Below are 24,254 nucleotides of genomic sequence, written 5' to 3' on the forward strand. Positions count from 1 at the left end.
TCTTAAAGAACTAGCCTGCGCGAAGCAGCGTTTTCATTTTTTCGTTACGGCAAAACTGGCGCTTCATCTCTACCACCAGCGCGTTGCGCGACAGCACAATCATCACGCCAAACGCCAGCGCGCCCGCGGCAACCTGCACCGCCAGCAGCGCGGCCAGCGGCAGATGCCCGCTGAGGATAATGCCCAGACCGTAGCTCACCGCCAGGGTCGGCAATGAGAGATAGAACGGCAGCCACAGGCTCAGGATGTACTGACGGTAGCTGGAGCCCAGCACCGGTTTGATCATGATGAAGTAGCTCAGAACGGTATTAACGATCTGCACCAGCAGGAAGCCCAGCGTGACGCCGATGGCGCCCGCCATATGCCCGCCGATGATAATCGCCGGAATAAACAGGAAAGTTTTGAACACGTTGAACTTAAAGCTGATATCCACGCGCGCCTTCGCCATCAGCAGAGAACCAATCGGATTGCCCACGGAGCGCAGCAGCCCCACCACGCACAGCAGCTGCAGGATCGGGATAATGCCGTTCCACTTCTCGCCAAACACCAGCGGCACGAAGTTGCTGGAAACCACCATCAGCCCCAGCAGCACCGGGAAGTTGATAATCCCCACCACGGAAAGCAGCTTGTAGAAGTTGACGCGCAGCTTCTCGGTGTCGTCCTGAATCTTGGCGAACGCCGGGAACAGCACGCGAGTGATAATGGGGTTCAGCTTCATAGGAGGAACAACCGCAACGTTATAGGCCAGGTTGTAGCCCCCCGCCACGCTCGCGCCCAGGATGCGCGCCAGCACCAGCGTCGAGAGGTTGGTATTCACATAGTTAATAATGCTGTCCGCCGTCAGCCACGCGCCAAAGCGCAGGTTGGACGAGACGGACGCGAGAGAGAAGTGCAGTCCCGGACGGTAAATCTTGCGGCCAAAGTAGCCGAACAGCAGCGTACGCACGGCAGAGTTAACCAGGTAACCGAGGATGGCGGTCATCGCCAGCGGCCAGAAATGGGCGCTCACCACGGTAAAGGTAAAGCCCGCCAGCACGGCGCTGGTCTCGATCATGCCGATCTTGTTGAACTCCAGCTCTTTCTGCATCAGAGCGCGGAACTGCTGCCCGTGGGGGATCACCACAAAGGCAAACGACAGCGTGCGCATCAGCGGGGCGAGATCCGGGTTGTGCAGCACGCTGGCGATGGTATCGCTCAGCAGGAACACCAGCACGAAGACGAAAATCCCCAGCCCCACGTTCAGCCAGTAGAGCGTGGTCAGCTCAAGATGGCTGATCTCTTTGCGCTGGATAATCGAGTTGGCGATACCGAAGTCAGACAGCGTGTCGGCCAGCGCGATAATCACCAGCGAGACGGTCAGCAGGCCGAACTGGTGGTTATCGATAATGCGCGCCAGCACCGTCATCTGCACCAGGCCGAGGCCAATGATGACGATGGTCGCCATCGCTGACCACTTGGCGCCGCTGATGGTTTTTTCACGTAAGCTCATCTTAGTACGCCGCTTTGTTCACGAAACCTTTGAAGATGGTCAGAAAAACAATCTTGATATCGAACCAGAGGCTCCACTCGCGGATGTACTCCAGATCGAACTCGATGCGTTTTTCCATTTTTTCCAGCGTGTCGGTCTCGCCGCGCCAGCCGTTGATCTGCGCCCAGCCGGTGATGCCCGGCTTCACCTTATGGCGCAGCATGTAGCCTTCAATCAGCGAACGGTACTGCTCGTTATGCGCCACCGCGTGCGGACGCGGACCAACAATCGACATGCCGCCGGTAAAGACGTTGATGAACTGCGGCAGCTCGTCAAGCGAAGTACGGCGCAGGAAGTTCCCCACGCGGGTGACGCGCGGATCGTTCTGCGTCGCCTGGGTCACCACCTTGTCGTTCTCCATCACCTTCATGGAGCGGAATTTCCACACCATGATCGGCTTACCGTCCATGCCGTAGCGGGTCTGACGGAAGATAACCGGGCCGGGAGAGCTCAGCTTCACCGCCAGAGCGATGCAGCACAGCACCGGGGAAATGAGCAGTAAAATCAGGGAAGAGAGTACGATATCTTCCACGCGCTTGAGCACGCGGTTAATACCCGACAGCGGCGTGTCATACAGCGGTACCACCGGTACGCCGTTCACCTCTTCAATGCGGGAGTGCAGAATGTTGAAGGTAAAGACGTCCGGGATCAGGATTACCGAGCAGGTGGTGTCTGCCAGCTCGCGCATCAGCTGCTTGATGCGGGTTTCGTCTTTCATCTGCATGGCGATATAGACGTTATGAATTTTTCCGGCCTTCGCGTCTTCAATAAGCTGCGCGTAATTGCCCGCCCAGTCCGCAGGCACGCCGCCCGGCTTCGCGTCGTGGTAAATCCCCACCACCTCAAAGCCTAACCACGGTTCTTTGCGGAAGCTGTCGAGCAGCACTCTCCCGACCGGTAAATCACCCGCCACGGCGACGAAACGACGGTTATAGCCGCGGTTACGCAGCCAGCCCGCGCCAAAGCGGATCAGGGAACGGCACACCACCATGCCGACGCTGGTTAACAGGTACCAGCAGAGATAGGTCACGAAGCGGTTGTCAAAATCATGGCTGAACGCCACCAGACCGGCGCTGAAGATCAGGCTCAGGGTCCAGTTCTGCAGCAGCAGCATCAGTTCGGTGGTCATTTTCACGCCGCGCCACGAGCGGTAGAAATCGGTCATTCCGCCGATCATCTGAAACACAACCAGCGCAATCAGGGCCATCAGAAGATGCATATATAAGAACGGCAGCCCGCTGATCCGACACACCGCCCACAATCCACCGACCATGATGGTGATATCAGAAAAACGCTGCACCATAGAGATTAACGATGCATTCGTTCTCGCTCGTTCGCGTTTTTTTAGATTCGTCATCGTTGTTCCTGTATTCGGTTCCCCCTCCCGCCGGGAGGGGCAATTGTTACTGATTCAACAGCGCCAGAATGTCCTTCGTTCGGGCTTCCATCAGCGCCGTATCAGCGCGGGATTCCACGTTCAGGCGCACCACCGGCTCGGTGTTGGACGAACGCAGGTTAAAGCGCCACTGCGGGAACGCCATGCTGATGCCGTCCGTACGGTCAATCTCCAGCGCGTGAATGGCAAAGTGCTGTTCAACGCGGGCAATCGCCTCGGCCGGCTGCGCCAGCTTGCTGTTGATCTCCCCACTTGCCGGGAAGGCCGCCATGCGGTCGCGCACCAGCTCGCCCAGGCTCTGCCCCTTCAGGCACAGCAGCTCGGTCACCAGCAGCCACGGGATCATCCCGCTGTCGCAGTAGGCAAAATCACGGAAATAGTGGTGGGCGCTCATCTCGCCGCCGTAGATGGCGTCTTCTTCGCGCATGCGCTCTTTGATGAAGGCATGGCCGGTTTTAGACATCACTGGCTCGCCGCCCGCTGCCTTCACCACGTCGACGGTGTTCCAGGAAAGACGCGGATCGTGAATGATCTTCGCGCCCGGATTTTTCTCGAGGAACGCTTCCGCCAGCAGGCCAACGATGTAGTAGCCTTCGATAAACTGCCCTTTCTCGTCGAACAGGAAGCAGCGGTCGAAGTCGCCGTCGAAGGCGATGCCCATATCGGCACCGTGCTCAATCACCGCGTTACGGGTGTCGTCGCGGCACTCCGGCAGCAGCGGGTTAGGAATACCGTTCGGGAAGTTACCGTCCGGCGTGTTGTGTACCTTGACGAAGGTCACCGGCACGTTCAGCGCCTTAAAGCGCGCTTCAAGGGCATCGACAACCGGGCCTGCCGCGCCGTTGCCGGAGTTGATGACCAGCTTCAGCGGCTTGAGGTTCGCCACGTTGATGTAGCCCAGCAGGTGGTCGATGTACTCTTTTTGCAGGTTAATCTGCTTGTAGCTGCCGCGCTTCGCGTCGTTCACCGGCGGGAAGTCGTTGGCTTCCGCGAGGCGCTGCACGTCGCGCAGGCCGGTGTCGCCGCTAATCGGGCGGGCGCCCTTGCGCACCAGCTTCATGCCGTTGTAGTCCATCGGGTTGTGGCTGGCCGTCACTTCGATACCGCCGTCCACGCCGAGGTGGAAGGTGGCAAAATAGATCTCTTCGGTACCGGACAGGCCGATGTCCAGCACGTCCACGCCCGCGTCCTGCAGCCCTTTTGCCAGCGCCAGCTTCAGGGATTCACTGGTCAGACGCACGTCGCCGCCCAGCACGATGGTCTTAGGTTTTAAATATTCGCCGTACGCGCGACCGATGCGCCACGCGATGTCTTCATTCAGCTCTTCGCCCAGCTTGCCGCGAATATCGTAGGCTTTAAAACAGGTTAATTTTTCCATGATGACCCCTTTTTCAGGCAACAGTTGGCCCTGACCACTTAATGGCCAAATTTATTTTTGTCATTCGTAGGCCCGGCAGGCGCAGCGCCGCCGGGCATGATGCGGCGTGCTACACGCGCCCGTAGCGATCCTGGAAGCGCACAATATCGTCCTCTTCCAGATACGAGCCGGAGCGCACCTCAATTAAATCGAGAGGAATTTTTCCCGGGTTTTCCAGACAGTGCGTGGCGCCCAGCGGAATATAAATGGACTCGTTTTCACCCAGCAGCTTCACTTCGCCGTCAATGGTCACTTTGGCCGTACCCGCCACCACCACCCAGTGTTCAGCGCGGTGATGGTGCATCTGCACCGACAGCCCCTCGCCCGGCTTCACGGTGATGCGCTTCACCTGATAGCGGTCGCCCGCGTCGATGGAGTCATATTTGCCCCACGGACGGTACACTTCACGGTGAATGTGGTGTTCGTGACGGCCATCGGCCTTGATCTTCTCAACCACTTTTTTAACGTCCTGCACGGCGTTACGGTCGGCAATCAGCACCGCGTCTTTGGTCTGGACAACCACCAGATCCTTCACCCCGACGGTGGTGACGAGGCCAGACTCGGCGTAAACGTAGCTGTTTTCGGTTTTGTGGCTAATCACATCGCCGTGATGGACGTTACCCTCCGGGGTATGGGCGCTGATCTCCCACAGGGAGGACCAGGAGCCAACGTCGCTCCAGCCTGCATCCATCGGTACCACCACCGCGTCAGCCGTGCGTTCCATCACGGCGTAGTCGATAGACTCTTCCGGGCAGGCGAGGAACGCCTCTTCATCCACGCGGATAAAGTCGAGATCCGGGTCCACCACCGCCATCGCTTTTTCGCAGGCGTTCAGAATATCCGGGCGGTATTTGCGCAGCTCTTCGAGATAGCGTCCGGCGCGGAACAGGAACATCCCGCTGTTCCAGTAATATTCACCGCTGGCGACATAGGCCTGGGCGGTTTCGAGATTCGGTTTTTCGACAAACTGCGCCACGTCAAACGCCACGCTGTCGCCTTCACCCGGCGTTACGCTGCCGCGACGGATGTAGCCGTAGCCGGTTTCCGGCAGATCCGGCACGATGCCGAAGGTCACCAGCTTGCCGCTCTCGGCGTAAGGGATCGCGGCACGCACCGCGTCGCGGAATGCGTCTTCCTGCTGGATAACGTGATCTGCCGCCAGGACCAGCATCAGCGGGTCACAGTCAGGACTGCTGCGTTTTGCCGCCAGCGCCGCCAGGGCGATCGCGGGCGCGGTATTACGTCCGGCAGGCTCCAGGATGATGTTTTCCGTGAGCTTGTTCAGCTGGCGCAGCTGCTCGGCAACGATAAAGCGGTGCTGTTCGTTACAAATCACCACCGGGCTTTCACACTCCACGCCGTGCAGACGGTTTACCGTCGTCTGCAGCATGGTGAGATCCCCTTTCAGGCAGAGGAACTGTTTTGGATAGAGCACGCGGGACAGCGGCCACAACCGGCTACCAGAGCCACCAGCCATCACAACCGGATACAAAGTGGTTTGACTCATGATTTATCCCCGTATATCTGCAATAAATTGGCTCAGCACGTTCTCTTTCTCGAGCGTGCGTTCGGCATATTCACGTGCCACCGTGTTCACTTTTGGCATGGCGAGTGCCTGTTCAATGCCGGTGACCAGCGCCGGGACCGATTCCGGCTCCACGCACACGGCAATTCCCGGATAGCTGCCACACAGCTGGCCTAATTCTGTTTCGGCTTCCGCCGTAATCACCGCGTTACCGCCCACTGCCAGAATGTTGGTCAGCTTGGACGGCAGCACCGCATCCGCCGCGCCGCGTTTTTGCACGACCAGATGGCAATCCGCCATTTTCAGCAGCGCGGGCAGCGCGTCGTACGATTGCAGCGGGAAAAACTTCACGTTGGTCAGGCCGCGTTCACTGGCCATCTTCTCCAGCCGCGCTTTTCCCCCGCCCTGTCCGACAATCACAAACGTCCACGGCTGTTCGATCAGCAGCTGGGCCGCTTCAATAACGCTCTCCAGCCCCTGCTTTTCACCGATGTTGCCTGAGTAAAGAATGATTTTTTGGTCTTCAGGCAAACCGAGCCGGGCGCGCAGCGCCTGAGCCTCTTGCTCCGTCACGTCGCGAAAACGCGCCACTTCGGACCAGTTCGGGAAGAAGATCACCTTCTCCGCCGGGACGCCCTTCTCCTGCGCTTTGTTCATCATCGAGCGCGAGATCGTTGAGACGTAATCCACGTTATGCAGGCCGCTGCGCTCAAAGGCGCTGGCGAGCTTCGCCACCTTGCCGCCCTTGCCTTTCCCGGCCATACCCAGACCGAGCATGGCGTCCACTTCATAATCCTGAATGTGCAGCAGGGTGCGCGCGCCGGAGAGTTTTCCCAGCAGGCGCATGCCCGGCGTGCAGAACAGCGTCGGCACCACGCCGATAATGCGATCCGGCTTCCAGCGACGCTGCGCCATCAGCGGGAAGAAACTGCTGAGGGCAAAGCTGCCCAGATGAATTAAACGTTTCAGCGTCGAGGGCTGTTTCGGCACGTAGAGCGGGCAGCGCCAGACGGTCGCGGTCCCCTCTTCACGGCGATAGCGCCAGCTGGAATAGCGTTCGCCTACCTTCCACTCCGGGTAGTACGGCGGGGCAGTAATCACCCGCACGTCATGTCCCTGGCTCGCCATCCACTCCACCATCTCGCCGGTGTATTTCCCGATACCGGTTAATTCCGGCGAGTAGTTAATTCCGTAGACGAGGATTTTCATAGTCCTGGCACCTCGGCCTGACGTTCCGCGAGGAAGTACGCCCGACTGTTGTCATGGACGTTGTCGCTTGCCAGCAGCGCCTCTGGCGTTAGCCAGCGGTAATCGTCATGCTGAGAATCAGGCAGACGCAGGTCTGCCTCACTCACCTTCAGGCGGAACCCCAGCACGATGTAGTGCGTGGAGAACCCGGTGCCCGAAAAGTTATCGTCATAGAAGTGCTGCCAGACCCCGTAAAACTGGCTCGCTGCCATCGGCAGCTGCAGGCCCAGCTCCGCCAGAGTGAGACGCTCAAACGCATCAACCAGCGTCTCATCCTTCTGCACGCGCCCGCCGGGCACGAACCAGAAGCCCTGTGCAGGACGATTGGTTCGTTTCCCCAGCAAGAACTCGCCGCGTTCGTTCTCCACGATCAAATCAATCGAGATGAGCGGAGTGGAACGCACTACCGTGGCAAAATCTTCCTGACTTAAAAACATCATTACCCCCGGAAGCGGTGCTGGTTTTCCAGGAACCACTGGTAGGTGCTGGCCAGCCCCTGCTCCAGTGAAACCTCGTGATACCAGCCCAGCTGATGCAGACGGGTCACGTCCAGCAGCTTGCGCGGCGTGCCGTCCGGTTTGGTCGCGTCAAACACCACGCGGCCCTTGTAGCCCACCACCTGCGCGATGGTCTGCGCCAGCTCGCGGATGGTGCAGTCCACGCCGGTGCCCACGTTAATGTGCGACAGCATCGGCTCGGTGTTTTCCTGCCACACCTCGCGATCCAGCTCCATCACGTGAATGCTGGCTGCCGCCATGTCGTCCACGTGCAGGAACTCGCGCATTGGCGTCCCGCTGCCCCACACCACCACGTCCGGGGCGTTTTCGGCAGTCGCCTCGTGGAAGCGACGCAGCAGCGCCGGGATCACGTGCGAGTTGCTCGGGTGGAAGTTGTCGTGCGGTCCGTACAGGTTAGTCGGCATCACCGAGCGATAGTCGCGGTTGTACTGACGGTTGTAGGACTCGCACAGCTTGATCCCGGCAATTTTGGCAATTGCATACGGCTCGTTAGTGGCTTCAAGCGTGCCCTGCAACAGTTCGCTCTCGGCAATCGGCTGCTTCGCCATCTTCGGGTAGATACAGGATGAACCGAGGAACAGCAGCTTGTTCACGTTGTGCAGATGCGCCGCGTGAATGATGTTGCTCTCGATCATCATGTTCTCGTAGATGAAATCCGCCGGGTAGGTGTTATTAGCGACAATGCCGCCCACCTTCGCCGCCGCCAGATACACCTGGTCAATGCGTTCGTTGGCAAAGAAGTCCTGTACCGCACGGCTGTCGAGCAGGTTCAGCTCGTCACGGGTGCGGACAATCACCTCTACGTCACCGCGCTGTTCCAGCTGGCGGACAATCGCGGAACCCACCATTCCGCGATGACCGGCGACAAAAATACGTTGTTTTGTCATTCTCAGGACTCCAGCGCGATGGCAACCTCGTAGCCATGAGACTTGAGCAGGGAGTGTTTTTTCGCTGCTTCAAGATCTTTGGCCACCATCTCGGAAACCATCTCCTGCAGAGTGGTTTCTGGTTTCCAGCCCAGCTTCTCGTGCGCTTTGGTTGGGTCGCCCAGCAGGGTTTCCACTTCAGCAGGACGGAAGTAGCGCGGGTCAACCTGGACAATCACGTCGCCTGGCTTCACGCCCGGCGCGTCGTGGCCGGTCACGGATACAACGATACCCTTCTCTTCCACGCCGGTGCCTTCGAAGCGCAGCTTGATGCCCAGCTGCGCCGCAGCCATCTCAACGAACTGACGCACGGAGTACTGCACGCCGGTCGCGATAACGAAGTCTTCTGGCTGTTCCTGCTGCAGCATCATCCACTGCATTTTCACGTAGTCTTTGGCATGGCCCCAGTCACGCAGGGAGTCCATGTTGCCGAGGTGCAGGCAAGATTCCAGACCCTGAGCAATGTTGGCGATCGCGCGGGTGATTTTACGGGTCACGAAGGTTTCGCCGCGGCGCGGGGATTCGTGGTTGAACAGAATGCCGTTACAGGCGTACATACCGTAGGATTCACGGTAGTTCACGGTGATCCAGTAGGCGTACAGTTTCGCCACAGCGTACGGGGAACGCGGGTAGAACGGCGTGGTCTCTTTCTGTGGAATTTCCTGCACCAGGCCGTACAGCTCGGAGGTAGATGCCTGGTAGAAGCGGGTTTTCTTCTCAAGACCGAGGAAGCGAATCGCTTCCAGCAGACGCAGGGTACCCATGGCGTCAACGTCAGCGGTGTATTCCGGGGACTCGAAGGAGACCGCTACGTGGCTCATCGCCCCCAGGTTGTACACTTCATCCGGCTGTACTTCCTGCAGGATACGGGTCAGGTTGGAGGTATCGGTCAGGTCGCCGTAGTGCAGGTGGAATTTCGGGTTTGCCGCGTGAGGATCCTGATAGATGTGATCCACACGTTCGGTGTTGAAAGAAGACGCACGACGTTTAATACCGTGCACTTCATACCCTTTCTCCAGCAGCAGTTCTGCCAGGTAAGAACCATCCTGCCCGGTAACGCCGGTGATGAGAGCGACTTTAGACATGTTTATATTCCTCTACTTATGAATTTAATCAGTTTCAACGCGTTCGCGTATCACCACTGCGGGGTTGCCACGGCAAACTTTATTTGCCGGTAGCGATTTAAAAACGCTGCTGCGGGCACCGACTACCGTGCCATCGCCAACAGAAATACCTGGTGCAACAAAAACATCCGTTGCCAGCCAGCACTTTTCACCGATCACAATAGGCGAAGCGGTAATATCAAAATGCTGGCTCATAAAGTCGTGGCTGCCGGTGCACAAATAACACTTCTGTGAAACCACCGAATTTGCGCCAATCGTAATCTCGCCCAGGGTATATAACACCGCGTCATCCCCTACCCAGGCGTAATCCCCGAGGGTTAATTTCCAGGGGTAGGTAATCTTTACCGAAGGTCGAATAACTACGTTTTTTCCGATTTTTGCGCCAAACAGGCGCAATAAAAAGGCTCGCCAGCGGTACAGTATTTGCGGCGACCAGGCAAATAAGGTTGCCTGAACCGCCCACCATAGCTGTACCTTAATACCGTTCCCGCCCCGAAAACCTTTCGGCACGGAGAAACCTTTTAAATCCTGCATTGCTTTTCCTTATATTCAGGCTTTGTTATATAAGGTTTTCGTTTTACCTGTCGTACGCAGGCGTAATAAATAAGACAATTCCGCCCAGAATCCCGGCACGCGTAATATTTGACGCTGCACCTTTTTTGCATCCTGGCATAATTCCAGATTATTAGACGTTGACACGCCGCCCATCGAAAATTCAGACACCAGCCCTTTAATTCGACGGAACGGGTAACCTGATTTATACAGGCTGGCGGCCAGCGCATAATCGGATGACACCTTGTACTGCAAATCGTAAGGCTGTTTTTTCAGACCGTTTACCGGGAAGAAAATAGCCTGATGGCTGGCCGGCAGGCTGTGGTAGATATACCAGCCTGGCTTGGCGCTGCGGCAGACTTTATGCCCGTCGCCAAAATCGAGCAGCGCATCGCCAATATACATGGCATCCTCTTTCTGGCGCGCCAGCTGACGAGCAAACAGCGCCACGTCGTCGTGGAAAATATCGCCGGAGTTGAGGAAGATGGCATAACGGCCCTGGGCCATAGAAATGCCCTTGTTCATCGCATCGTAGATGCCTTTATCTTTCTCGCTGATGTAGCGTAAGTTGAACTCACCGTTGAGTTTTTCCAGAAACTCCGCCGTGCCATCGTTCGAGCCGCCGTCGACCACGATCCACTCAAAGGTGAGGCTTGGATCGCGCGCCAGGTTGCGCAGCGAGCGCCAGGTTTTTACCACCCCTTCGTAATTACGAAAAGCGACAGTAATGACGCTAAGAAACATAAATCACCTCATTTCGTCATACGTTCGTAATATTAAGCGCCTTACGCAAAATAAACGGACAGACAATCAAGAAAGCATATTCCGGGCTAAATATTGACCCGGTAAAAAACAGCGACACCGGCGTAAAAAGATAAAGCTGCACGCGGAAGTTCTGGTTATCACCAAACGCGTTGATCATCATTTTGAAAACTTTAAACAGATACCACAGCGTCAACAGTACGGCGAACCACGAAAAATAAATAATTAACAGATACAGACCATTGTCTATGGTTTTACCGACATCCGCACCGTTAAAGATTCCGAATGATGCAACATATTCGTAAAGTGAGCCGAATCTTACTACACCATCGATATGGGTTAAGGAATAACCCACCATCACCAGCGGACCAATGATGCGATAATAGGACGATGACCCTTCCGTTCCCAAATCACCCAGACGTTCTGAAATGTACGGAAACGCGAATATGACGCCCACTAAAAATACCGTCAGAGAGATTATCGCCAGCGGCAGTTTTTTCTTAATCGCATCTTTGTTCAGGTACTGGAACGCCCACTCCAGCAGGTAAAACAGGATAAATGTCATTACCCCTGAGAACGATCCAGACAGAACGATTCCTGCAAGAATCATAGCATCGGTCTTAGGCGTTTTGATACCAAACTGTTTGATGCTGAGCCAAATTGAGATTAACGCCAGAGCGAAAAACGCCGGTTCAAAATAGAGCGCCGTTGTACGCTTACCACCAAACTTAATGAAGTTCAGTACATAGCTGTTACTGTAAATGAGATATTTCGAAATTATCTCCATCAGGCTGCTGCCACCGGTCAAAATAATCTGCGCCATTTCCAGTGCGGCAAGCACAACAATTAACGCAACGGCAATATAAAAGAACCTGAGGATTTTCCGATAATTGTGCGGTGAAATAGTTTTGAAGCGAATACTCCAGACCATGCCAATAATAATAACGATATAAACAAACAGCATGGTTGAAGTGACGTATTTACTGGCATCCAGCGACTGGCCAAAGATGTAGTTAAACAGCGTCAGGCCCGTGCCCAGCCCCAGGGCAATCATCAGCTTCTTCAGGTTAATTTTATCGACATACAGCAGAAGCAGAACGGGCAAAAAAGTCACGATGGTTATCGGGAAGCTTTCGCCGAGCTGGGCAATTTTGACGTTGACCAGCAGGTAGATCAGCGGCAGCAGCAGATAACTACAGATTCTGATAGAACGAGACATACTCCTCCAGCATCTGTTGTCCACTGTAGGCCTTGCGGCTGCGGTTGCGGAACGATTCCAGGTCAGTGCCAAAAACGGCCTCGGCGATCTGCGCCTTCGGCAGTTGCACCAGAGGCAGGACCTCGTGCGCGGCGAAGGTTTTTCCGCCAGATTTTTCCAGCACTTCGCGCGCCGCATCGCTGTGGGTAGCAATCACCGGCACGCCGATGGAGAGCGCCTCGCAGAGGATCAAGGGGTAGTTATCCACGCGAGAGCTGAACACCAGCGCGTCCATACCATTCAGGGCGCTCATCAGCTTGCGCTTGTCGGTTTCAAACCCGTGATTCACCACGTTAGCGCCTTCGAACGGCGAGAATTTGCCAAAGGTATGCAGTTCAATTTTGTCGCCGAGCGCCATCATGTCGCGCACCAACTGCTGGTTAGTTTTGCCGTCGTAGCGCAGATCGTGCGCAACGATGGCAATTTTCGGTTTGCCCGCGGTTTCCGCCACCGGCGTCAGCTCGGCCAGGATGGCTTCCGTCGCCACGTCGATACCGTTGTTGATAATCTGACAGCGCCCTGCCCCATACAGGCTGTTGAAGGCGTCGGCCACGTGCTGGCTCGGGGAGATAAACGTGCAGCCTAGCGAAAGCATGTCGCGGAACAACTGACGCTTTCCGTCTACCAGCTGATGCGCGCGATCCACCTTCACCGGCGGATAGTTGCTCAACGTCGGGCATTTCTGGCAGCTATCTTTCCAGCCTTCGCAGCCGTCGGTAAACGCGCAGCGTCCGGTTACGCTCCAGTGATCGTGCAGCGTCCAGACGAAGCGGGTGTCGGGCTTGTGGGCCTGCACCTTCTGACAAAACGCCACCACCTCTTCCAGATTCAGCCAGTAGCTGTGCAGGACGTGAAAATGCAGCACAACCGGGCCGGTAGTGCGGGTCACGGTGCGATAAAGACTGTTCAGGTTGCCAAACAGATCGCGGTTAAACAGGCGGAACAGCGCAATGTTGGCAACAGAGGTCAGACGCGGCGTGTGCTTGTGCACCTGCGGGAAGTTATCATGGCTGACGCTTTTCTTGCCGCCTTTGCCGTAGCCGTAAATAAATCGGGACTGAAGTCCTTTTTGCAGGGCTCGCTGGTGCAGATCCAGCGCCACGCCTGCCGCTCCGCCTTCTGCGAGGCGTACGTTAAATTGCAGAATGTTCATTTAATCACCTTCACGCGGGCTTTCTCTCCCACCACCAGCGCGTTATCGGGGATGCTGTCCAGCACCACGCTGCCCGCCCCGATCGTCACGTTGTTACCAATCGTAATGTCGCCAATGATCACCACGTTCGCGCCCAGCTCGACGTTATTGCCGATCACCGGGCAGGCCAGGCTGTCCGGCCCGCGGTTGCCGATCGTCACCCCGTGGCGAATGGTGAAATCATCGCCCGCAACCACGAACTTGTTAATGACGACCGCATAGCCGTGGTGGATGGTAAAGCGGCGGCCAATGGTGGCAGCGGCCTGAATTTCATAGCCAAAAAAGCATTCGGTGATGATGCGGTACAGCACCAGAATCGGTGCCGCCCAGATATTGTTCAGTACGTTTTTCTTGCGCCACACCGAGCAAAAGTGCGCGATGCGGTACGCCAGAACCATGCAGCACGGGCGCAGGCTCCAGCTGTTTGCGCGGCAATCTTCCAGAAACATTATTTCCCCCGAAGCCCGTCAGCCAGACGCTTGCCGTTACGCACCGACAGCAGCGTCAGCAGCGTGCGCCAGTTCATGCGCTTATTGCGGATCTGATACAGGGTAAAGAGCTGATACTTGCGGCTGGCACGGTCAAACTTGTCCTTGTGCTTGCGGTAAAAATGGAAATAGCCTGAAAACTTCTTCGGTGAGGAGGTGATCTGCATCTCCCCGTGGTTGATGTGCAGGATCTGCGTGGCCTCTTCCACTTTCCACGGCTCGCCGTACTCCACCACCATCCGCAAGAAGATGTCGTAATCCTGCGCGGCCTTCAGCTCGGTATCGAACAGGCACTCCTTAAAGCGCCACGCCCAGGTAAAGACCTGATTACCGATAATGTTGCGCTTGTAGAACAGGCGACGAGAGTACGGTGATTTCGGATACAGCGGCAGGCTCGCGGGCTGCGAGTAAACCTCGCCCTGGCAGACATAGTCGTTGGCATACAGAAAAGCGTGCGTGACCAGCTGCTCTTTATGCGAAAGGAAGACGGACAGGCGGTTCGGCGTCCATTCGTCATCGTCGTCGATGCCGGTCAGATACTGCCCTTTGGCCTGCATAATCGCCTGATTACGCACCGCGCACGCCCCGGAGTTAATCGGGTTATGGGTGTACATCACGCGCGGATCGTTGAGTTCGGTGACAAATTTTTGCAGCTGTTCATACGAGGAAGAACAGTCATCCACGATGATCAGTTCCCAGTTATCGTAATCCTGACGCAAGACCGACTTAATAGCGCGGATCGCCAGCTGCTGACGGTTCCATGTCGGCATATAGATAGAAACTAAAGGGCGTTGTGTGGTCATCTTTTCCTCCTACCCCTCACCCCGGCCCTCTCTCCTGAGGGGAGAGGGTGAAAGGCGGCACCGGACAGTTCCCTCTCCCCTCAGGAGAGAGGGTTAGGGTGAGGGGGGGTGTTTTGTTATTTGCTGTCAGACTTGTATTCGTACTCGTAATAGCCGTAATCCTGGTACCCGGTCGCGCGGCGGAAGATGGAGTTCAGGATGACCCCTTTCACCTCAATGCCGTTCTGCTCGAAGCGGCTCAGGCTGGTTTCCACTTCCTTCAGGGTATTCACCGCATAGCGCGCCACCATCAGCGTGGTACCCGCATGACGGCCAACCACGGCAGCATCGGTCACGGCCAGAATTGGCGGCGTATCGATCAGCACCAGGTCATAGTTTTTGCTCGCCCACTCAATCAGCTGGGTGAAGCGTTCGCTCATCAGCAGTTCAGACGGGTTCGGCGGCACCTGACCACGCGGGATCAGGTCGAATCTCGGAATCGAGGTCGGCTTGGCGCTCTGGCTAATCTCTCCCTGACCCAGCAGGATTTCCGACAGACCGTTCACGTTGTTGGTGCCCAGCAGTTCGTGGGTATAACCCTTACGCATATCACAGTCGATCAGCAGCACGCGCTTGTTGGTCTGGCTCACCACGGCCGCCAGGTTGGCACAGACAAAGGTCTTACCGATTGACGGGCTGACGCCGGTTAACATCAGGACGTTGTTTTTAGCCTGCATCATGGCGAAGTGCAGACTGGTACGCAGGCTGCGGATCGCTTCAATCGCCAGGTCGGTTGGGTTACCCACGGCCAGCAGCTGGCTCTGTTTGTAACGCTTAACGCCCTTGATGGTCTTGACGCTGTCACGGGATTTTTGCCACTCAGACAGCGGAATGCTGGCATAGACGTTGATACCACTCTCTTCCAGCACCTGCGGGCTTTCGATGCCGCGGTTGAACAGCGAGCGCAGCAGGACGCCAACGATAGAGAGCATCAGGCCAAGAATGATGCTGCCGAGAATAATCAGCGCTTTCTTCGGTTTCAGCACGCCAGGCTGGGTAATGGCCGGGTCGACGATACGCACGTCACCCACGGTGCTGGCCTCGGTGATTTTCAGCTCCTGCTGTTTGTTCAGCAGCTGCATGTAAACCTGCTGTCCGGATTCAACGTCGCGGGTAAGACGCACGATCTCCTGCTGCGTTTTCGGCATCGCGGTCACGCGGTCGTTCAGCTTCGCCTTCTCCTCTTCGAGAGTGCGGCGCTTCTCCAGCAGCGTGCGGTAGGCCGGGTGGCGTTTGGTGTAAAGCTTGGAAATCTCTGCCTCTTTGAAGGTCAGCTCGTTGAGCTGCGCATCAATATTCACCATCGAGTCGAGAACCGATTTCGCCTCCAGCGGCAGGTCGACGGAGTCTTTATCCTGACGGTAGGCGTTCAGCTTGTTCTCGGCATCATCCAGACGGGCACGTACTTCCGGGAGCTGTTTAGCGAGGAACGCCAGGCTTTTCGCCGCTTCCGCCGACTTGCGCTCGACGTTCTGCTCAAGGTAGTTGCGGGTAATGCTGTTCAGGATGTCGCGAATTTGATCTTTATCTTCACCGGTAAAGGTCATGCTCAGCACGCCGGTGTCCTTACCGTTTTCGGTGACGGTCAGGTTGTTCTGCAGATTGTTGATCATTCCCAGCGTGGAGAATTTGGTGACGGTGAATTCACCGCCCTCCTGGGCGTGGATCGCGCTAACCATCATGCTAACGCCGTCTTTGTTCAGCATCTGCCCCACTTCGCCGCGTGCGCTAAAGCCCGCATCGCTGGTCAGCTGATACTGTTTCGGGCCCAGCACCGTCAGGGTAAAGGTTTGATCCCCCGCCCCTTTCGGCAGCACAAAGTCAGTGACCTTTACGGTGTCATTGCTGCGCCCCATCAGACGGTCCCAGCCGGCACCGAAGATCGGGAACGTATTTTTGGTGACGGAGATGTCGAGTCCGAGGTCGTGAACCGTTTTACCCAGCACCAGACGCGACTGGATCAGCTGAATTTCAGCGTCGGATGCTGGCGGTTTGTTCGCCAGCGCGGAGCCGATATCCTGCACCAGCGAGTTGCCGGTATTCTGCTCGATCTGCACCAGCGCGTCGGCGCTGTAGATTGGTGTGGCGAACAGCGTATACACGACGGCCGCTGCGGCAAACACGGCAGTAATGCCAAGCACCCACCACTTTGCCTCGATAACCGTGCCGACCAGGCGACCAATATCAATTTCATCACTGCCCGAAGTCGGGGCGGCAGAAGGTCTTGTTTTTTCTGTCATTGTTATCCCTGCTGAGCTTTCAGTGCCTGCGCCCACTGTTGGGCAGACTGGTCAAGTAAGGTGTAAACCGCCTCGAAGGCTTCATGGCTCTTGCGATACGGATCGGGGATTTCGCGTTCGTTGTCCCAGTGACCAAACAGCATCACCTTGCCGCGCATCTCCGGAGCGATATCGCATAGCGCATGAATATGGCGTTTTTCCATTGCCAGAATCAGGTCATACTCCCGGCACATGCGGCCGGTGACCTGGCGGGCGATATGCCCGTCAAGAGAGAGGTTGTGATCGCGGGCCACGCTCGCGGCGCGCTCGTCGGCACCTTTGCCCACCAGCGCGCCCAGCCCTGCGGACTCGACCGTTAACTCGGGCTGGTACTGTTTCAACAGCCGTTCAGCCGTGGGGGAACGGCAAATGTTCCCCACGCATACCACCAGAATTTTGTTAAACATCGCGGATTACCAGGTATGAATGTCGCGCGCCGTATCCGTCATGTAGCGAACGCCACTGATGGTTGGCAGCAACTGGTTGATCAGACGGTTCCAGCGGGCAACCGGCGCGGTGGTGACGTAAACCACATCGTATGGCTGGAGACGGAACTCCGTCGCCATCACCAGAGACGTCGCATCGGACATATCCAGCTGGTAGATGTTGGCAATCTTGCCCTTCGCGCTGCCTTCACCCTTCAGCGGACGGATGACGAAGATACCGGTCGCGTTAGAGGTGGTCAGATCGATACCTTCAGCATTGCCCAGCGCTTCGGTCAGGGTCATGCCGCTGAAGTCCATTTTGAGGGTGCTCTGTTTCTTCACTTCACCCATCACGAAGACTTTCAGATCGTCGTTGCGCGGTACGTAGAGAATATCGCCCGGATAGAGCAGGCGGTTCTGGGTCAGGTCGCCGTTTTGCATCAGCGCCTGCAGCGAAATGCGCTGCTCTTTGCCGTTGTGGGTCAGCACCACGTTGCGCCAGTCGGCGCCGTCAGTTAAGCCGCCCGCGGCGTTAATGGCGTCCAGAACGGTGAGCGGAACGTTGGTGATGGCCTGCTGGCCGGATTTGTTCACCTGACCGGAGATATAGGCTTTTTGCGAGCGGAATGCGGCGATATTAACGTCCACCTGCGGGTCGGCGATGTACTGCGCTAAGCGGCCGGTAATATCACTACGGATCTCGGCAAGCGTTTTCCCGGCGACATGTACTTTACCAATGTACGGATAGAACATGGTGCCATCTGACTGTACCCAGTTCCCGGTGTCGCTTGAGCTACGGTACTGGCCCGCTGGCGTGGTCAGTTCAGGGTGGTCCCAGACGGTCACGTTGATCACGTCGCCCGGCCCCACGCGATACTGATAGGAGGCAATTTCCTGGTCCAGAGACATATTCGGCTGGGCAACATTCGGACGTGGACGTAATTGTTCGACCAGACGTGGCGTAAGTGGGTAAACATTCACCATTTTGTCGAGATCAAAATCGGCATCCTGTTGCTTGATCACATCCTTACCCATTGTTGACATATTGCTGCCGGGAAAGACCGTGCAACCACTCATCAAGGTCACAGACACCAATAATGGCATCAATTTCATTTTGGATTTCATCATTGATTATTTATCACTTTGGCAGAGTAATTATCCTGTGCAATTTAAATAAGCCTGAGACGTATTGGGTTTCAGCATGCAGTTAATCAAATAGAAATATAACTGGCATCAGTCCTAAAAAAAGCTTATTCATCCATTGGCTATTGACAGAATAATCGAGGCTGATTCACACGCTTTCAGGCACGCTACCGCCCTTGGCTTTCAGTTACCAATCCACTGACTAAACAATGTGTTATGGATAGACACCCTCTTGAGTAAGGTCTTCTGGAAATATATCAGCCGCTTGAAATACACAACGGATAATGAATGACCATTCCGAAGACCAAAACAATAATAGCAACAACAAGATTTAACATTTGATGCTGGGAGAATTGTTGCAGCTAACCTAATAGCAGGCAAGGAGACAACTGTCCTAATATCTGTTTTTAAGATTAATATTAAGAGCAAAGTTTTGACCTTTTAGGATTTTCTTTATATTGACAAAGAGAGAGTAAAAACCATTATCTGCGATATATCCTAAAAAGCACTCAGAATAATAAAATATACGTATTTTGCTTATTTACACTCACCTGAGACTGCTCTCTTTTTTACGCATCGTATTAAGAGAAATCTCAGCCCGACATTGCATTTTCCCCCAGCTTTATCCATGATCGAAGTGTGACATTCGTCATATAACAGAAGGTATTGCTATTACTATGGAATGGATTGCCGATCCATCAATCTGGGCCGGGCTGGTGACGCTGGTCGTCATCGAATTAGTGCTCGGTATTGATAATCTGGTGTTTATCGCCATCCTCGCTGAAAAACTGCCCCCTTCCCAGCGCGACCGCGCGCGCGTGACGGGTCTGCTGCTGGCGATGGTGATGCGTTTACTGCTGCTGGCCTCTATCTCCTGGATGGTCACGCTCACTCAGCCTCTGTTCTCCGTTCGTGGCCTGAGCTTTAGCGCGCGCGACCTGATCATGCTCTTCGGCGGGCTGTTCCTGCTGTTCAAAGCCACGGTGGAGCTTAACGAGCGGCTCGAAGGCAAGGACAGCGAGAACCCGACCCAGCGACGCGGGGCGAGATTCTGGCCGGTGGTGGCGCAAATTGTGGTGCTCGATGCGGTCTTCTCCCTGGATTCGGTGATTACCGCCGTCGGGATGGTGGACCATCTCGCCGTCATGATGGCCGCGGTAATCATCGCCATCACGCTGATGGTGATGGCGAGCAAAGCACTGACCCGCTTTGTGAACAGCCACCCGACAATCGTGATCCTCTGCCTCAGCTTCCTGCTGATGATTGGCTTCAGCCTGGTCGCCGACGGTTTCGGCTTCCACATTCCGAAAGGCTACCTGTACGCCGCCATTGGCTTCTCCGTCATGATCGAAGCGCTCAACCAGCTGGCGATATTTAACCGCCGCCGGTTTCTCTCCGCGAATCAGACCCTGCGCCAGCGCACGGCCGACACCGTGATGCGCCTGTTGAGCGGCAGAAAAGAGGATGCCGAGCTGGACGCCGAATCCTCTGCCCTGCTGGCCGATCACAGCGACGGGCAAATCTTTAACCCGCAGGAGCGGCTGATGATCGAGCGCGTGCTCAACCTGAATCAGCGCACGGTCAGCAGCATCATGACCTCCCGGCATGACATTGAGCATATTGACCTCACGGCACCAGAAGAGCAGATCCGCGCCCTGCTGGATAAAAACCAGCACACCCGGGTGGTGGTCACCGGCGGTGAAGAGGAAGAGGAGCTGCTGGGGGTGGTACACGTGATTGACCTGCTCCAGCAGCAGCTGCACGGCGAGCCGCTCAACCTGCGCGCGCTGGTACGCCAGCCGCTGGTCTTCCCGGAAGCGCTTCCGCTGCTCTCCGCGCTGGAGCAGTTCCGCAACGCGCGCACCCATTTCGCGTTTGTGGTGGATGAATTTGGTTCGGTGGAAGGGCTGGTCACGCTCAGCGACGTAATGGAAACCATCGCCGGTAATCTGCCAAACGAGGTGGATGAGATTGATGCCCGCCACGACATTCAGAAAAACGCTGACGGCTCGTGGACGGCCAACGGCCACATGCCGCTGGAAGACCTTGTGCAGTACGTGCCGCTACCGCTGGATGAAAAACGGGAATACCACACCATTGCCGGTCTGCTGATGGAGTATTTGCAGCGCATCCCGCAGCCGGGAGAAGAGGTTCAGGTGGGCGACTATCTGCTTAAAACCCTGCAGATTGAAAACCATCGCGTGCAGAAAGTGCAGCTTATTCCACTGCGGGATGAGGAAGAGCTGGATTTTGAGGTTTAGGTAAACTAAAACGGCAACCCCGTTGCCGTTTTAGTGTTTGCCCCTCTCCCGTGGGAGAGGGTCTGGGTGAGGCCATCAGGCCACACCGCCGTCAAAGCTTATCCAGAAGCTTCTTCACATCCTTGCCGTTCTGGGAATCTTTATTACGATCCGCCCAGCTGTTGAGCCGACGCTTCGCTTCATCCTGCAGATGCTTACGCAGGATCTGATCTACCTGAAGGCTGTAGTTCAGCGCCTGCCATTTGCCGTATACGCTAAGCGGAACCGGCGTCTCTTTGAGGAAGTCAATCAGCTTGCTTTCGCCCTGCCAGCCGGAAAGCACCCGGACGTTAAAGCGCGTGTCCGCCGTCTCTTTGACCAGATCCAGCGAGCCTTCTCCGGTTAACGACAGCATAGATGAAGTTCCCTGCATCCCGGCCAGCGTCAGCACCCCATTATCCAGCGTCAGGTCAGTGGTGAAGCTGTCGAGGCGCGTTGCGCTGTCGTAGTTTTCCTGGGCTTTAACATCGCTGCTGCGCTCCACCGCCTGCTGAACCAGCTGCTGAAAGTTGAGCCCTTCCATTCGCGAATCTTTCAGGTCAACATGCGCCTCGCCCTGCCACTCACGGCGGAAGGCGTTGGCATCAATTTTGGTGCCTGAGAAATCGCCCGCCAGCGTCAACTGACCCGTCAGGGATATCGGATAGTTAAAGGCTTTGAGGATGCTGCCAATCTCAACGTTGTCGAGACGCGGCTGGAATTCAGCGCTGGCAACGTCCTTACGCACGTCCAGCGTACCCGGAAGTGACAGGTGACCCGCCCCCATTTTGCCGCTCAGTTCTGAAATTACCAGCAACCCGTTGTGGTTGAACATCTGGCCGCTCACGTCGGTAAAATCAATACCGCGCCAGCGCACGCTGTTGGCTTTCAGCAGAATATCCGCCGTGAAGCCGCGCAGCACGTTATAGTCAGGCTGTTCAAGGTTGGATGAGATAACCGGACGCGACACCGGTGACTGGCTTTGCCCCGTCTGCACGGCATCGCTGTCCGTTGCGCTTGCCGGCACCGGTGGCAGGATGTTCTCCAGGTTGAGCTTGTCAAACTGCAGGTTCAGCACCCACTTCGGCTTATCGTCGAGCGTGACGCTCGCCTGCCCTTTCAGGTTGCTGTCGTTGGCCTGCAGGTTAAGGTTATCCAGCGCCAGCTGTTTTTGCTCTTCGCGCCATACGGCCTGCAGCGTCCCCTGCCCGGCGATCCCCTGGGTCGGGAGATCCGCTCCCGTCAGCTGCCAGCTAAGCTGCTTGATGTCGGCCGTCAACTGATGCGGGTAGTCCGACGCATTCACGTTTGCATTCAACGAGAGGGACAGATCGCGCTGGTCGCGGTTTATCCGTCCGCTAAATTCCAGCGACGCAAGATGGTGTTCATCCTGTTCCATCTGCAGGTTGATGTTGCGAACGGTGACCTGCTCCTGATCCTCATGCTGGAATACCAGCACGCTATCGGCCACTTTCAGTTTGCCTATATCAAAGGACCAGCCCGTATCGGACGGTTCATCCGGTAAGGTATTCTCGCGCGGCGCAACCGGCGCATTCGCGTCGCGCACGGCTTCGGTCTGCGGGGTAAGCTGAATGACCGCGCCCTTCAGCATCACCTGATTAACCTGCAGCTGATGGGAGATGAGCGGGATCAGCGCCACATCGAGACGCATGTTGTCCGCAGAGACCAGCGGCTGTGCCGCGCCCGGCGCGGTTAACGACATGCGGCCAGAGAGAATGCTGAGCTGCGGCCAGACGTGCCAGCGCAGCGGCCCGTCAAGCTTCAGTTGGTAACCACTGCGTGCCTCGACCTGCCGCACCATGTAAGCGCGGAAATCATTCGGGTTAACCAGCAGAACCAACGCCGAAAGGCCAGCAACCAGCACTACCAGCAAAATCATCAGCGTTGTCAGAACTCTTCTCATGGCATCCTCAATGGACTAACGATCAGTCTTTATCAATACGGCTGGCAACCGCACCCTGCTGGTCGCGGTATTTTGCGTCCTGGCGGCGGTTATAAGGCCTGTCTGCCGGGCCTGTGAGCGGTTCAAAGCTTAACGCACCGATCATCATTCCGGGGCGCAGCGCCAGCGGCAGTTTACCGGCATTGAAGAACTCCAGCACGATACGGCCGGACCAGCCTGGGTCGATACGGTGCGCGGTCACGTGAACCATCAGCCCCAGGCGGGCCAGAGAAGAACGGCCATCAAGCCAGCCGACGAGATCCGCAGGCAGGGTCACGGATTCATACGTCACCGCCAGCGCCAGTTCACCCGGGTGCAGATAAAAAGCTTCGCCTTCGTCAATGATGATTTCATCACTCATGACGCGATCGAGCGCGGCACTGACTTCATCCTTCGGCCCGCTGAGGTCGATGAACGGCGCAGTATGGCCGCTAAAGGTGCGGAATTTATTCCCCAACCGTACATCAACGGTCACCCCATTGATACGCTCCACGGGGGGACGTGGGGTAATAGACAAGCGGCCTTCATCCAGCCAGGCTTCAATATCACGATCGCAAAGACGCATGGTTGTTTCTCCTTTCATGCATCGTACCCTGAGCCGTTGAACGCTTAGGGTAAAACCAGGTTATCTCTGAACGGTACACAATTCGCGCGGCTTATTCAAAAAACTGGCTGATTTTCGCTTTTAAGATATCAATAGCAATGCGGTTTTTGCCCCCGCGAGGCACGATGATATCGGCGTATTGTTTGGAGGGTTCAATAAACTGCAGGAACATCGGACGGACCGTTTTCTGGTATTGCGCCATGACGGAGTCCATCGAACGGCCGCGCTCGTTAACGTCACGCTTGATGCGGCGCATCAGGCAGATATCCAGCGGGGTATCGACGAAGATGGAGAAGTTCATGGATTCACGCAGGCGGGCATCGGTCAGGAGCAGGATGCCTTCAAGGATAATGACCTTCTTCGGCTCGATGCGGATCGTTTCCTGGGTACGGGTGTGTTCTACGTAACTGTAAACGGGCAGTTCAATCGCCTGGCCGCTCTTAAGCGCTTCTAAATGCTGGAACAGTAAACTGTGATCCATCGCATTCGGGTGGTCGTAGTTGGTTTTTACACGTTCTTCCATCGACAGATGGGATTGATCTTTGTAGTAGCTGTCTTCGGGAATGACGCCGATATGCTCATCACCTACCTGTTCACGCAGTTCGCGATAAAGCGTACTGGCAATTAGACTTTTACCTGAAGCCGATGCGCCGGCGATGCCTATAATGACGCACTGATGAGACTTATCAGTCATAAATTTAGCGACCTGAATAACCTGGATGTTAAGGAAGGACGACGCCGGAGCGTCAAACGCGGCAATTATAGGGATTTCGCGGGCGTGATAC

21 protein-coding genes are annotated in these 24,254 nt (G+C 56.1%); 1 reads left to right on the forward strand and 20 read right to left on the reverse strand.

Annotation, left to right across the window (positions count from 1 at the left end; genetic code table 11):
• Positions 1 to 10: 10 nt before the first annotated feature.
• From wzxC to IB212_RS14770, 17 genes are all read right to left on the reverse strand, one after another.
• Complete coding sequence (wzxC, locus tag IB212_RS14690) at positions 11 to 1,489, reverse strand: colanic acid undecaprenyl disphosphate flippase WzxC (protein WP_041909130.1); 1,479 nt, start codon at positions 1,487 to 1,489, stop codon at positions 11 to 13.
• A 1-nt stretch (position 1,490) separates the two neighbouring features.
• Positions 1,491 to 2,885, reverse strand: coding sequence for an undecaprenyl-phosphate glucose phosphotransferase (gene wcaJ, locus IB212_RS14695; RefSeq protein WP_041909129.1), 1,395 nt, complete (start codon positions 2,883 to 2,885; stop codon positions 1,491 to 1,493).
• 46 nt (positions 2,886 to 2,931) lie between these two features.
• Positions 2,932 to 4,302 (reverse strand): colanic acid biosynthesis phosphomannomutase CpsG, encoded by a 1,371-nt coding sequence (gene cpsG, locus IB212_RS14700; protein WP_041909126.1) that lies wholly within the window; start codon positions 4,300 to 4,302, stop codon positions 2,932 to 2,934.
• A 109-nt stretch (positions 4,303 to 4,411) separates the two neighbouring features.
• Positions 4,412 to 5,848 (reverse strand): mannose-1-phosphate guanyltransferase, encoded by a 1,437-nt coding sequence (cpsB, locus tag IB212_RS14705; RefSeq protein ID WP_028013792.1) that lies wholly within the window; start codon positions 5,846 to 5,848, stop codon positions 4,412 to 4,414.
• A gap of 3 nt (positions 5,849 to 5,851) precedes the next feature.
• Entirely contained in the window at positions 5,852 to 7,075 is a 1,224-nt protein-coding gene (gene wcaI, locus IB212_RS14710) for a colanic acid biosynthesis fucosyltransferase WcaI (RefSeq protein ID WP_041909124.1), read from the reverse strand.
• Positions 7,072 to 7,551 carry a GDP-mannose mannosyl hydrolase gene (locus IB212_RS14715; RefSeq protein ID WP_072201675.1) on the reverse strand — a complete coding sequence of 160 codons (480 nt, stop codon included), beginning with the start codon at positions 7,549 to 7,551 and terminating at the stop codon, positions 7,072 to 7,074. The genes wcaI and IB212_RS14715 overlap by 4 nt, the downstream gene beginning before the upstream one ends.
• 2 nt (positions 7,552 to 7,553) lie before the next feature.
• On the reverse strand, positions 7,554 to 8,519 hold the full coding sequence (locus IB212_RS14720) for a GDP-L-fucose synthase (protein WP_024908102.1): 966 nt from the start codon (positions 8,517 to 8,519) through the stop codon (positions 7,554 to 7,556).
• 2 nt (positions 8,520 to 8,521) lie between these two features.
• Complete coding sequence (gene gmd, locus IB212_RS14725) at positions 8,522 to 9,643, reverse strand: GDP-mannose 4,6-dehydratase (RefSeq protein WP_003863514.1); 1,122 nt, start codon at positions 9,641 to 9,643, stop codon at positions 8,522 to 8,524.
• Positions 9,644 to 9,667: 24 nt separating this feature from the next.
• Positions 9,668 to 10,216, reverse strand: coding sequence for a colanic acid biosynthesis acetyltransferase WcaF (gene wcaF, locus IB212_RS14730; RefSeq protein WP_041909117.1), 549 nt, complete (start codon positions 10,214 to 10,216; stop codon positions 9,668 to 9,670).
• A gap of 15 nt (positions 10,217 to 10,231) precedes the next feature.
• A complete protein-coding gene (gene wcaE / locus IB212_RS14735) occupies positions 10,232 to 10,978 on the reverse strand; it encodes a colanic acid biosynthesis glycosyltransferase WcaE (RefSeq protein WP_041909116.1) in 747 nt (248 codons plus the stop codon).
• A 16-nt stretch (positions 10,979 to 10,994) separates the two neighbouring features.
• Positions 10,995 to 12,215 (reverse strand): colanic acid polymerase WcaD, encoded by a 1,221-nt coding sequence (gene wcaD / locus IB212_RS14740; RefSeq protein WP_028013797.1) that lies wholly within the window; start codon positions 12,213 to 12,215, stop codon positions 10,995 to 10,997.
• The gene (gene wcaC, locus IB212_RS14745) at positions 12,190 to 13,407 is read right to left on the reverse strand and encodes a colanic acid biosynthesis glycosyltransferase WcaC (RefSeq protein WP_041909114.1); all 1,218 of its coding nucleotides are present in this window, start codon (positions 13,405 to 13,407) and stop codon (positions 12,190 to 12,192) included. Before wcaC ends, wcaD begins: the two co-directional genes overlap by 26 nt.
• Positions 13,404 to 13,895, reverse strand: coding sequence for a colanic acid biosynthesis acetyltransferase WcaB (gene wcaB / locus IB212_RS14750; RefSeq protein WP_041909112.1), 492 nt, complete (start codon positions 13,893 to 13,895; stop codon positions 13,404 to 13,406). Before wcaB ends, wcaC begins: the two co-directional genes overlap by 4 nt.
• Entirely contained in the window at positions 13,895 to 14,737 is an 843-nt protein-coding gene (gene wcaA / locus IB212_RS14755; protein WP_028013800.1) for a colanic acid biosynthesis glycosyltransferase WcaA, read from the reverse strand. The genes wcaB and wcaA overlap by 1 nt, the downstream gene beginning before the upstream one ends.
• Positions 14,738 to 14,853: 116 nt before the next feature.
• Positions 14,854 to 17,016 (reverse strand): tyrosine-protein kinase Wzc, encoded by a 2,163-nt coding sequence (gene wzc, locus IB212_RS14760; protein ID WP_041909110.1) that lies wholly within the window; start codon positions 17,014 to 17,016, stop codon positions 14,854 to 14,856.
• A 2-nt stretch (positions 17,017 to 17,018) separates the two neighbouring features.
• Positions 17,019 to 17,462, reverse strand: coding sequence for a low molecular weight protein-tyrosine-phosphatase Wzb (gene wzb / locus IB212_RS14765; RefSeq protein ID WP_041909108.1), 444 nt, complete (start codon positions 17,460 to 17,462; stop codon positions 17,019 to 17,021).
• Between the two features lie 6 nt (positions 17,463 to 17,468).
• A complete protein-coding gene (locus IB212_RS14770) occupies positions 17,469 to 18,608 on the reverse strand; it encodes a polysaccharide export protein (protein WP_014170829.1) in 1,140 nt (379 codons plus the stop codon).
• A 692-nt stretch (positions 18,609 to 19,300) separates the two neighbouring features.
• On the opposite strand from IB212_RS14770, the gene IB212_RS14775 reads away from it, so the two are divergent.
• Entirely contained in the window at positions 19,301 to 20,884 is a 1,584-nt protein-coding gene (locus tag IB212_RS14775; RefSeq protein ID WP_047363153.1) for a TerC family protein, read from the forward strand.
• Positions 20,885 to 20,975: 91 nt separating this feature from the next.
• On the opposite strand, the gene asmA is transcribed toward IB212_RS14775, so the two are convergent.
• From asmA to udk, 3 genes are all read right to left on the reverse strand, one after another.
• Positions 20,976 to 22,826: an outer membrane assembly protein AsmA gene (gene asmA, locus IB212_RS14780; protein WP_188245669.1), complete on the reverse strand. Its 1,851-nt coding sequence runs from the start codon at positions 22,824 to 22,826 to the stop codon at positions 20,976 to 20,978.
• 22 nt (positions 22,827 to 22,848) lie between these two features.
• Positions 22,849 to 23,430: a dCTP deaminase gene (gene dcd / locus IB212_RS14785; RefSeq protein ID WP_028013805.1), complete on the reverse strand. Its 582-nt coding sequence runs from the start codon at positions 23,428 to 23,430 to the stop codon at positions 22,849 to 22,851.
• A gap of 91 nt (positions 23,431 to 23,521) precedes the next feature.
• Positions 23,522 to 24,163 carry a uridine kinase gene (gene udk / locus IB212_RS14790; RefSeq protein ID WP_008500855.1) on the reverse strand — a complete coding sequence of 214 codons (642 nt, stop codon included), beginning with the start codon at positions 24,161 to 24,163 and terminating at the stop codon, positions 23,522 to 23,524.
• Between the last annotated feature and the right edge of the window lie 91 nt (positions 24,164 to 24,254).

The organism is Enterobacter sp. E12, assembly GCF_014596715.2.
GTDB lineage: Bacteria > Pseudomonadota > Gammaproteobacteria > Enterobacterales > Enterobacteriaceae > Enterobacter > Enterobacter bugandensis.

Excerpts from the sequence above, each read along its gene's own strand:
- wzxC (WP_041909130.1), bottom strand. The coding sequence starts at position 1,489 with ATGAGCTTACGTGAAAAAACCATCAGCGGCGCCAAGTGGTCAGCGATG.
- wcaJ (WP_041909129.1), bottom strand. The coding sequence starts at position 2,885 with ATGACGAATCTAAAAAAACGCGAACGAGCGAGAACGAATGCATCGTTA.
- cpsG (WP_041909126.1), bottom strand. The coding sequence starts at position 4,302 with ATGGAAAAATTAACCTGTTTTAAAGCCTACGATATTCGCGGCAAGCTG.
- cpsB (WP_028013792.1), bottom strand. The coding sequence starts at position 5,848 with ATGAGTCAAACCACTTTGTATCCGGTTGTGATGGCTGGTGGCTCTGGT.
- wcaI (WP_041909124.1), bottom strand. The coding sequence starts at position 7,075 with ATGAAAATCCTCGTCTACGGAATTAACTACTCGCCGGAATTAACCGGT.
- IB212_RS14715 (WP_072201675.1), bottom strand. The coding sequence starts at position 7,551 with ATGTTTTTAAGTCAGGAAGATTTTGCCACGGTAGTGCGTTCCACTCCG.
- IB212_RS14720 (WP_024908102.1), bottom strand. The coding sequence starts at position 8,519 with ATGACAAAACAACGTATTTTTGTCGCCGGTCATCGCGGAATGGTGGGT.
- gmd (WP_003863514.1), bottom strand. The coding sequence starts at position 9,643 with ATGTCTAAAGTCGCTCTCATCACCGGCGTTACCGGGCAGGATGGTTCT.
- wcaF (WP_041909117.1), bottom strand. The coding sequence starts at position 10,216 with ATGCAGGATTTAAAAGGTTTCTCCGTGCCGAAAGGTTTTCGGGGCGGG.
- wcaE (WP_041909116.1), bottom strand. The coding sequence starts at position 10,978 with ATGTTTCTTAGCGTCATTACTGTCGCTTTTCGTAATTACGAAGGGGTG.
- wcaD (WP_028013797.1), bottom strand. The coding sequence starts at position 12,215 with ATGTCTCGTTCTATCAGAATCTGTAGTTATCTGCTGCTGCCGCTGATC.
- wcaC (WP_041909114.1), bottom strand. The coding sequence starts at position 13,407 with ATGAACATTCTGCAATTTAACGTACGCCTCGCAGAAGGCGGAGCGGCA.
- wcaB (WP_041909112.1), bottom strand. The coding sequence starts at position 13,895 with ATGTTTCTGGAAGATTGCCGCGCAAACAGCTGGAGCCTGCGCCCGTGC.
- wcaA (WP_028013800.1), bottom strand. The coding sequence starts at position 14,737 with ATGACCACACAACGCCCTTTAGTTTCTATCTATATGCCGACATGGAAC.
- wzc (WP_041909110.1), bottom strand. The coding sequence starts at position 17,016 with ATGACAGAAAAAACAAGACCTTCTGCCGCCCCGACTTCGGGCAGTGAT.
- wzb (WP_041909108.1), bottom strand. The coding sequence starts at position 17,462 with ATGTTTAACAAAATTCTGGTGGTATGCGTGGGGAACATTTGCCGTTCC.
- IB212_RS14770 (WP_014170829.1), bottom strand. The coding sequence starts at position 18,608 with ATGATGAAATCCAAAATGAAATTGATGCCATTATTGGTGTCTGTGACC.
- IB212_RS14775 (WP_047363153.1), top strand. The coding sequence starts at position 19,301 with ATGGAATGGATTGCCGATCCATCAATCTGGGCCGGGCTGGTGACGCTG.
- asmA (WP_188245669.1), bottom strand. The coding sequence starts at position 22,826 with ATGAGAAGAGTTCTGACAACGCTGATGATTTTGCTGGTAGTGCTGGTT.
- dcd (WP_028013805.1), bottom strand. The coding sequence starts at position 23,430 with ATGCGTCTTTGCGATCGTGATATTGAAGCCTGGCTGGATGAAGGCCGC.
- udk (WP_008500855.1), bottom strand. The coding sequence starts at position 24,163 with ATGACTGATAAGTCTCATCAGTGCGTCATTATAGGCATCGCCGGCGCA.